Here is a 9,923-nt window from a genome sequence, read left to right as displayed (position 1 = left end):
GGTTGGGATGGAACGTATAATGGTAGACAAATGCCATCCGATGATTATTGGTTTAGCGTTACCTATACCGATGAGAAACAAGTTGCACAAGAATTTAGAGCCCATTTCGCTATGAAGCGATAAACTAAATACCTACTATGTTAAGAAAAGTCATCTCTAAAAAAAAGAGATGGCTTTTTTAATTTTAAAATTTTCAACTGCTAAATAGTCGATAGGAATTAAAAAAAAGAAGATAATAATTCTCTATAACTAGAATGTTTAAGGATAAAGGTATAACATTAAACAAATGATAATTTCGTTTAAGTTAACATAGATGAACAAAAAAAGAGATTGAATAACAAATCAAACTTTATAAAAAATAGTAAAAAAGATTAAAAAATATTTATTTGTAAGTATAATACTTAATGTTTTAACATTATCATGACTTTAATCGATTTTATTTGCTTTTAAACGATAGTTTATAAATATTTGTTGTGTCAAAATCTACTAATTATGAAAAAGATCCTACTATTAACTGCTTTCCTGTTTAGCCTATTTAGTTTCTCTCAGCCAATATCAGTAAATTCAACTAATTACACAGTACCACAATTGGTCAATAATGTGTTAATCAATTCCTCATGTGTATCAGCTACAAATATTTCATGGAGTACTGGAACCAATTTTGGTTCCTCTAATGGTATCGGATATTTCCAAAATACAAATCCGAACTTTCCTATGCAAAATGGTGTTGTCTTGAGTACAGGAAATGCTATGAATTCAGTCGGTCCAAATACTACGATTCTTAATGACGGATCAACAGCATGGCCTGGAGATGCATCTCTAGAAGCAACGCTGGCTGCCTCAGGAATTAATATGGTATCAAAAAATGCTTCGGTTTTAGAATTTGACTTTACACCAATTTCTCCCAACTTTAGTTTTGATTTTATCTTTGCTTCAGAAGAATATGGTAATTTTCAATGTTTGTATTCTGATGCGTTTGCGTTTTTGCTTACTAATTTATCTACAGGAGTAACTACGAACTTAGCGGTAGTTCCAAATACAAACTTGCCAATTTCTGTGGTTACTATTAGAGATTTTCAATACAACTCATCTTGTCCATCAGTAAATCCACAATATTTTGGAAATTTTAATGGCGGCTCTGGTGCTGCGAATTCTGCTACTAATTTTAATGGACAAACTAAAGTCTTAACAGCAGCTTCAGTATTAACAACTGGCGTGCCTTATCATATTAAGTTAGTAATTGCTGACAGAGCTGACCCACAATCCGATTCTTCAATTTTTATATCATCTGACAGTTTTAATATTGGTCAAGATGTTTTAGGTCCAGACATAACTTTTGCTAATAATTCAGCTTTGTGTTATGGAACTAACCACACAATTTCAACAAGCTTAAGCGCTACTAACTATTCATTTGTTTGGTCATCTGGAGAAAATGGTATTATTACTGGCCAAACTGGTCCAAGTATAACGGTAACTCAACCTGGCACTTATTCTGTTACCTATAGAAATCTTATTGGTTCTTGTACTCCAATAACAGATTCCGTTGTGATTGAATATTATCCTGAAATAGTTTCTCAAAATCCTATAACACTATATAAATGTGACATGGGATTAGCAACATATACTTTTAATTTAGACCAAAATACGCCTATTGTGACTCAAGGTTTACCTGTAGGAACAACTACTAGTTATTTTGCAAATCAAAATGATGCTAACAATAATACAAATGCTTTGCCTTTAATGTATACTAGTCCAAGCGGAGTCACTGTGTACGTAAGGACTCAATCACCAAATAATCAGTGTTTTATTATTAAATCATTTCAATTATTGACATCACCTGCTCCCATTGCATATCAGCCTCAAGATATTATTAAATGCTCTGAGTCACCAATTCTTAACGCCGCATTCAATCTAACACAACAAACAGGAACAATATTGAATGGACAATCAATCGCTATAAATACTGTGTCTTATTATACTTCTTTGAGTAATGCTATTAATGCAATAGAACCTGTTGTATCTGGTTACTCACCTGGTCAACCTATCTATGTTAGAGTACAAAACGCAACCGATTCTGCTTGTTTTAGCACAACAAGTTTCAATTTAGTAGTATTGCCATTACCCGTTGTAGATGTACTACAAGATGTTATGGTTTGCGATCAATTCATATTAGCTCCTTTAACAAATGGTAATTATTTTACAGCTATTGGAGGCGGTGGAACACCAATGTTTGCTGGAGATGTAATTATTGAAACACAAACAATTTATATTTTCAATCAACCAGGTGGCCCTGGTACTTGTGCTGCTAATAGCTCATTTAAAGTTACCATAGTTGATGAAGATGAACTCACACCAGATGATGTAACAAATTGTGGTAGTTATACTTTACCACCATTAACTAATGGGAAATACTATACACAACCAGGTGGACCAACAGGTAGTGGTACTCTAATTCCTTTTGGAACTGTTATATCAACTTCTCAGTTAGTTTACTTCTATTTTACAACTACAACTTTACCAATTTGTACAGTAGATTCTAGCTTTAATATTACTATAATAAACAATTTAAACGTTGGCACACGAACAGATGTTTTTCATTGTTCATCCTACACTTTACCTTCATTAACTGTTGGGAATTACTTCACAGCGCCAGGCGGTACAGGAACTCAATTAGCTAGCGGAGCTGTTATTACAACTAGTCAAACGATATATGTTTATGCTGCTACCAGTGGATCAAATCCTTGTACTGCTGAAGATAGTTTTGAAGTAGTTATTGGTATTGCGCAACCTGCAGATATCTCCCAATGTAACGGATATTCCTTGCCAGCATTGCCAATTGGAAACTATTACACTGGACCAAGTGGAACGGGAACAGTGATTCCAGCTGGTACAACAATTAATGATAATTCAATCATTTATATCTTCGCTCCAATGACTGGTGAAGGAACCAACTGTACCGATAATTTAAGTTTTACGTTGACATTTGCTCAACCTTCTATTGATACTTTACCTGATGTTTCTGTTTGTGAAACTTATACACTACCTTCATTAACAAATGGAGATTATTTTTCTAGTATTGATGGAACTGGAACTCCAATGTTTGCAGGAGATGTAATTCTTGCTTCTCAAACTATTTACATTTTCAAAAGATTGGATGCTACTTGTTTTAATCAATCTAGTTTTACAGTTACAATAAATCCGTTACCTGCTATTGACTCTCGTTCTGATATTGATATTTGCGACCAATATGTTTTAACCCCCTTAACTGTGGGTGATTATTACACAGGTCCAAACGGAACTGGAACTTTAATTCCAGCTAATACAGTGATAACTTCTTCACAATTGATCTATATATATGCGGTTTCAAATACGACACCACCATGTACTGTTCAAAACAGTTTCCAGATAAACATCTTTAGCACAACTGCTGATAGTTTACAAAACGTAACGGCTTGTGATAGTTATTCTCTGCCAGCATTAACTACAAACAATAAATATTATACTCAATCTGGTGGGCCTTTAGGAACTGGAATGGAAATAGCTGCTGGAGCAACTATAACATTAAGTCAAACTATTTACATATTTAAAGAATCTACTATTAGAACCTCTTTCTCTTGTGTGGATGAGACTTCGTTTACAGTAATTATTAATAATACGCCAGCTATTGCTCCAATAACTAATGTTTCCGCTTGTAATTCTTATACACTACCAGCGCTTGCTGTTGGAAACTATTATACAGGTTCTAATGCATCAGGAACTTTATTAAATGCGGGTGATATTTTAACAACTAATCAAACTGTATATGTTTATGCAAATACTGCCACATCTCCTGATTGTAGTAGTGAAAGAAGCTTTACTGTAACTATTTTTAATGTCGATAATTTACCAAACGTAACCATTTGTGAAAATTATACCTTACCAACTGTAAACATTGGTAGATTTTATACTGGTCCTAATGGAACCGGAACTCAATTATCAGCAGGTTCGGTGATTAACACTTCGATGACCGTTTATATCTTTGCACAATCTCCTTTTATACCAGGATGTAGTGATGAAAGTACATTTACAGTGACCATAATTGATACTCCAATTGCAAATGCTGTTCCAGTAACTTTGAGAACTGTTTGCGATGAAGATGGAACTAACGATGGGGTTACTCCATTCAATTTTGCAACGTTATCGTCAACTGTGCTTGGTGCTCAAACTGGAAGTGAATTTACTATATCGTATTACGAAAGCATGGCAAATGCGGATAGCCAGACCAATGCTGTAACTACATCTAGTGTAACTCCTATTTATGTTAGAGTAGGAAATTCATTAGCTCCAAACTGTTATGATATTAAACCGATAACAATAATTGTGAATAAACTTCCAGAACCAACTCCAATTGATGGTATCATTTGTATTGATAGTGAAACGGGGACTTTGTTGAACCCATATACAATGTATAGTAACTTAAGTCCTTCTGCTCATACATTTATTTGGAAAGATGAAGCTGGAAATACCGTTAGTACTTCAGCTAATTACCAAGCTATTTTGCCTGGAGTGTATACTTTAGTAGCAACCAGTATTGCAACCAATTGTCCCTCCGAAACCATAAGTGTAACTGTTTCACCTTCTGAACCAGCTGTTGTAGCCTATGAAGTAAGTCAAGATTTTGGAGACAATCAATCAATTACTATTACTGCGACAGGTCAAGGAAATAATTTTGAATACCAATTAGATGATGGACCATTTCAAGACAGCAATGTTTTTAACAATGTCTCATCAGGTATTCATACCATAACTGTTAGAGATAAAAATGGTTGCGGTAGCACTACTATTCAAGCATTAGTGGTAAACTATCCTAAATTTTTCACTCCAAATAATGATGGATATAATGACACTTGGAATATTAGAGATTTATCTGGTCAACCGACTGCTAAAATTGTTATCTATGACCGATATGGCAAAATACTTACTCAGATATTACCTAGTAACGCTGGTTGGGATGGAACGTATAATGGTAGACAAATGCCATCCGATGATTATTGGTTTAGCGTTACCTATACCGATGAGAAACAAGTTGCACAAGAATTTAGAGCCCATTTCGCTATGAAGCGATAAACTACATACCTACTATGTTAAGAAAAGCCATCTTTGAAAAATGAGATGGCTTTTTTAATTACCATTTTATTATAGCGCTGGCCCAAGTAAATCCACTACCAAAAGCAGCTAAAACAACGGTATCGCCTTTCTTTATTTTTCCTTGTTCCCAAGCTTCGGTCAATGCAATTGGAATAGACGCTGCAGTGGTGTTTCCGTATTTTTGAATGTTATTAAAAACCTGATCATCAGTCAAGCCGAATTTCTTTTGGATAAATTGTGAAATTCTTAAATTGGCCTGATGCGGAATCAACATATCAATATCTGAAACTTGCAAATTATTAGCTAGTAAACCTTCATTAATTACTTCACTAAAACGAACTACCGCATGTTTAAAAACAAATTGTCCGTTCATATAAGGGAAATAACTTTCATCATCTGGATTATTATCTGCTAAAATATCAGTTATCCATCTTCCTCCCATTCCCGGTGCTAAAACGGCTAATTCTTTAGCATGTTCGCCTTCTGAATGAAGATGTGTAGACAAAATTCCACTACCATCATCACTTCTACTTAAAACAATGGCTCCTGCCCCATCTCCGAAAATCACAGAAACGCCTCGACCCCGAGTAGTCATATCCAATCCCAAAGACTGAACTTCAGAAGCAACAACCAATATGTTTTTATACATTCCGGTTTTGATAAATTGATCTGCTATAGACAAAGCATAAATAAAACCCGAACATTGGTTGCGAATGTCTAAAGCACCTATGGTTTTCAATCCGAGTTCTTTTTGTAATTCAACTCCAGGACCTGGAAAATAATAATCGGGGGAAATTGTTGCAAAAACGATAAAATCAATATCGTCATTAGAAATTGCAGATCGTTCGATTGCAATTTTTGCTGCTTTAACACCCATAGATGTTGTGGTGTCTTCACCTCTAATAATATGTCTTCGTTCTTGAATTCCAGTTCTCTCTTGAATCCATTCATCATTAGTGTCCATTATTTTAGATAAATCATCATTGGTAACAACATTATCTGGCACATAAAATCCTAAACCAGTTATTTTGGATTGAAACATAGCTGTAAATTATTAAATTATCAAAATTTGTTAGACAAAATTAAACATTTTTAAATGGTAACGATTTTATTTTAAGATTTAATACATTTGTCACAACACTATAATTATTATACATACAACAAACCAATACTTCAACTAATGAAAAATCATTTTTTACTATTGTTCGTTTTTTGCTTTTTAGCAACGATAACTGTAGCTCAAGAAAACCTCAGCTATCAAAAACCTTCAGCAACCATTTTGGCGTTGTCAGACTATGAAAGAGCACCAAGCGTTAGTATGGATTCAAAAAAAGAATATATGCTTTTCTCGTATCGAAGTACATATAAATCACTTGAAGATTTGAATCAAGAAGAAATACGTTTGGGTGGTTTGAGAATAAATCCAATTACCAATATTGGCAGTGCAATGAATTATATTTCGAATCTAAAAATTAGAAAAGTTGCTGATAAAACAGAAACTCAAATCAAAGGTTTACCTGATAATCCTAAGATTGCATATGTAAGCTGGTCACCTAATGAAAATAAAATTGCTTTCACCAATACAATTGCTATTGGAGTAGAATTATGGGTTATTGATGTAACCACTGCAACCGCAAAAAAACTTACCCAAGCTAATTTGAATGCTAATCTTGGAAGTCCTTATAGTTGGATGAAAGACAATGAAACGTTATTGCTAAAAATGATACCAAAAAATCGTCCTAACATAATTGACAGCAAAAAAGATTTACCAAAAGGGCCAACTGTATCTTCTAGTGATGGTTCTAAATCGCAAAATAGAACCTATCCAGACTTATTAAAAAATAAGACTGATGAAACTAATTTTGAGACTTTAATGACTTCCGAACTAAATAAAGTGAATCTTAACGGAGATATTTATTTTTATAAAGAAGCCAATATGTATGCAGGCGAAAGCTTTTCTCCAGATGGAAATTTTGTAATGATAACAACCATACAAAAACCATTTTCTTATATTGTTCCATACAGTCGTTTTCCTCTAAAGACTGTCGTTTATACTACAGATACTCCTGGAAAAGAAGTTAAAATAGTAAATGAAGTTCCTTTAAACGAAGTAATTCCAAAAGGTTTTTCATCCGTAAGAAAAGGAAAAAGAAGCATGAACTGGAGAGCAGACAAACCAGCGACTTTGGCTTATGTTGTGGCACTTGATGAAGGTGATCAGGCAAAAAAAGCAGATTTTAGAGATGAACTTTTCTCATGGAATGCACCATTTACCAATGAGCCAAATTCTTTATTAAAAACACAACAACGTTTTGATGGCGTTATTTGGGGAAATGAAAACATTGCAATCGTATCAGATGATTGGTATGATACCCGAAATACGAAAACCTATTTAATCAATCCGTCTAATCCAAATCAGGCACCAAAAATTATTTCTGATAGAAATTCACAAGATATCTATTCCGATCCAGGAAATTTTGAAACTAAAAGAAATGAGTACAACCGTTATGTTTTGGCTATTGAAAACAATAATGTTTATTTGATTGGTAATGGTTTTACAAAAGAGGGACAATTTCCGTTTATAGATGAATATAATTTGGGCACTTTAAAATCAAAACGTCTTTATACTTCAGCTTTCAAAGACAAAAAAGAAGATTTGTTGTCTATAGAAGATTTCAAAAAAGGAGAAGTCTTGGTTCAAATACAATCTAAAAATGAATTCCCAAACTATTATTTCAGAAGTCTTAAAACAAAGAAATTGACACAACTCACCAATTTCAAAAATCCGTTTGAAAGTATCAAAAATGTACATAAAGAAGTCATTAAATACAAACGTAAAGATGGTGTCGATTTATCGGGAACCTTATATTTACCTGATGGTTATGACAGAATTAAAAAAACAGAGAAATTGCCTTTATTGATTTGGGCTTATCCAGCAGAATATAAGGATAAAAACTCTGCAGGACAAAATGATAAAAATCCAAATGAGTTTACCTTTCCTTATTACGGTTCGTTTGTATATTGGGTAACTAAAGGCTATGCCGTTCTTGACGATGCATCATTTCCAATTATTGGTGAAGGAACAACAGAACCAAACGATACCTTCATGATGCAATTGGTTGACGATGCTGCAGCGGCAATCGATGCTGTGGATAATTTGGGTTATATTAATAAAAAGAAAGTTGCCATTGGCGGACATTCTTATGGTGCGTTTATGACGGCTAATTTATTAACACATTGTAATCTATTTGCATGTGGTATTGCTCGAAGTGGCGCTTATAACAGAACGTTGACACCTTTCGGTTTTCAAAGCGAGCAAAGAAATTATTGGGATGTTCCAAGCATTTATAACGAAATGTCTCCGTTTATGAATGCCGATAAAATGAAAACGCCGTTATTGTTAGTTCACGGAGATGCTGATAATAATCCAGGGACATTTACGTTACAATCTGAGCGATATTTCCAAGCCCTGAAAAATTTAGGAGCTCCGATTCGATTGGTATTATTGCCAAAAGAAGCACACAGTTATGTTGCCAAAGAAAACATTTTACATTTGTTGTGGGAACAAGATCAGTTCTTGGAAAAATATTTGAAAAACTAGTATAAAGAAAATAGAAAAAAGAGAATAGAAAATAGAAACCCTGAAGTTAAATGATTTAGGGTTTCTTTTTTAAATATATTATTGTTCCAGTTGCAAGTTCTTTTTCACTCTCAAAAAATATAGCTTTGTCATTATAATTTGCTTCGATAAGAAAATGATTTCCCAAAAAATAAGATCTAACAACTTCAGCTTTTACTATTGATTTTTCGCATAGTACCAATTGATTTGGATAAATAAGTTCTGTTCTACCATCAATTTCTATTTCGTTTACATCTCCAAAAAGAGAGGCAATATAGCTGTTTTTGGGTTTATTGTAGATGCCTTTTGGATTTCCTTCTGCAATAATTTTTCCATCTTTAAGAACCAAAACTTCATCTGCAAAAGACAAAACATCTGAACTATCGTGTGTAGCAAAAATTGTAGTGATTTGTTTTTCCTTCAGGTAGCCAAATAACTTTCTCCGCAGGCTATTTTTTCTGAAATTATCAATATGACTAAACGGTTCATCTAACAGTAATACTTCGGGTTCGAGCGCTAAAACTCTAGCTAAAGCAATACGTTGCATTTGTCCACCACTTAAGTTTTTTGCCTTTACATTGGCATAATCTGTCATTTCTACTATTTCCAAAAGTTCTAAAATTCGCTTTTTTTTCTTTTCAGGATAAACATTTGAAAGATATTTACCTATATTTTCAGAAACCGAAATAAAAGGCATTAAATCAAAATCTTGTGCTAAATATTTCATGAAATCCATTCCTGGAATGAGCTGAAATTTAGGTCCCAATACTTCTGTATCTTTCCAAAAAATCTGCCCTTCATCTAAATCATACAAGCCGTAAATAAGCTTTAATAAGGTGCTTTTACCACAGCCGCTTTCTCCAATAATAGCTAGGTTTTTACCTTTGCCCAATTTAAAAGAAAGTGAACTGAGTGTGGTTTTTTCCTGATAAGAAAATGAAATATTTTTAACTTTTAACATTGTAAAAATTGATAGGCAAAATTGAGGATTTTGAATTGAATTAAAAAATATATTTCTTTAGCTTTTAATGGAACTTCTAGTAATAATTTAGGTATTGGTTTTAGAACATTAGGTCTAATTTGACGGAACCGATTGGTTTATAATTGTAATTAAAAAAAGAACGAAACTTAAAGAGGAGAACCGTTCTTTTCAACCTAAACAATAAACAACGTTTAT

Annotated in this window: 5 protein-coding genes; 3 read left to right on the top strand and 2 right to left on the bottom strand. The window is 33.4% G+C overall.

The window, feature by feature from the left end; all coding sequences use genetic code 11:
• Positions 1-123 (top strand): T9SS type B sorting domain-containing protein (locus tag ACIQ2L_RS05000; protein WP_396157014.1); only part of this gene is annotated, 123 nt, incomplete at its 5' end.
• 369 nt (positions 124-492) lie between these two features.
• Positions 493-5,106: a choice-of-anchor L domain-containing protein gene (locus ACIQ2L_RS04995; protein ID WP_396157006.1), complete on the top strand. Its 4,614-nt coding sequence runs from the start codon at positions 493-495 to the stop codon at positions 5,104-5,106.
• A gap of 58 nt (positions 5,107-5,164) precedes the next feature.
• Here the strand turns inward: ACIQ2L_RS04995 and ACIQ2L_RS04990 are convergent, their stop codons facing one another.
• Complete coding sequence (locus ACIQ2L_RS04990) at positions 5,165-6,169, bottom strand: 3-oxoacyl-ACP synthase III family protein (RefSeq protein ID WP_396157005.1); 1,005 nt, start codon at positions 6,167-6,169, stop codon at positions 5,165-5,167.
• Between the two features lie 138 nt (positions 6,170-6,307).
• On the opposite strand from ACIQ2L_RS04990, the gene ACIQ2L_RS04985 reads away from it, so the two are divergent.
• The gene (locus tag ACIQ2L_RS04985) at positions 6,308-8,728 is read left to right on the top strand and encodes a prolyl oligopeptidase family serine peptidase (RefSeq protein ID WP_396157004.1); all 2,421 of its coding nucleotides are present in this window, start codon (positions 6,308-6,310) and stop codon (positions 8,726-8,728) included.
• 55 nt (positions 8,729-8,783) lie between these two features.
• Here the strand turns inward: ACIQ2L_RS04985 and ACIQ2L_RS04980 are convergent, their stop codons facing one another.
• The gene (locus tag ACIQ2L_RS04980) at positions 8,784-9,707 is read right to left on the bottom strand and encodes an ABC transporter ATP-binding protein (RefSeq protein ID WP_396157003.1); all 924 of its coding nucleotides are present in this window, start codon (positions 9,705-9,707) and stop codon (positions 8,784-8,786) included.
• Positions 9,708-9,923 lie beyond the last annotated feature (216 nt).

Source organism: Flavobacterium sp. (assembly GCF_044369455.1).
GTDB lineage: Bacteria > Bacteroidota > Bacteroidia > Flavobacteriales > Flavobacteriaceae > Flavobacterium.
This window is presented reverse-complemented; position numbering and strand designations above follow the sequence as displayed.

What these genes read in the sequence shown, in the direction of transcription:
- ACIQ2L_RS04980 (WP_396157003.1), bottom strand. Translation starts at nt 9,707, where the DNA reads ATGTTAAAAGTTAAAAATATTTCATTTTCTTATCAGGAAAAAACCACA.
- ACIQ2L_RS04985 (WP_396157004.1), top strand. Translation starts at nt 6,308, where the DNA reads ATGAAAAATCATTTTTTACTATTGTTCGTTTTTTGCTTTTTAGCAACG.
- ACIQ2L_RS04995 (WP_396157006.1), top strand. Translation starts at nt 493, where the DNA reads ATGAAAAAGATCCTACTATTAACTGCTTTCCTGTTTAGCCTATTTAGT.
- ACIQ2L_RS04990 (WP_396157005.1), bottom strand. Translation starts at nt 6,169, where the DNA reads ATGTTTCAATCCAAAATAACTGGTTTAGGATTTTATGTGCCAGATAAT.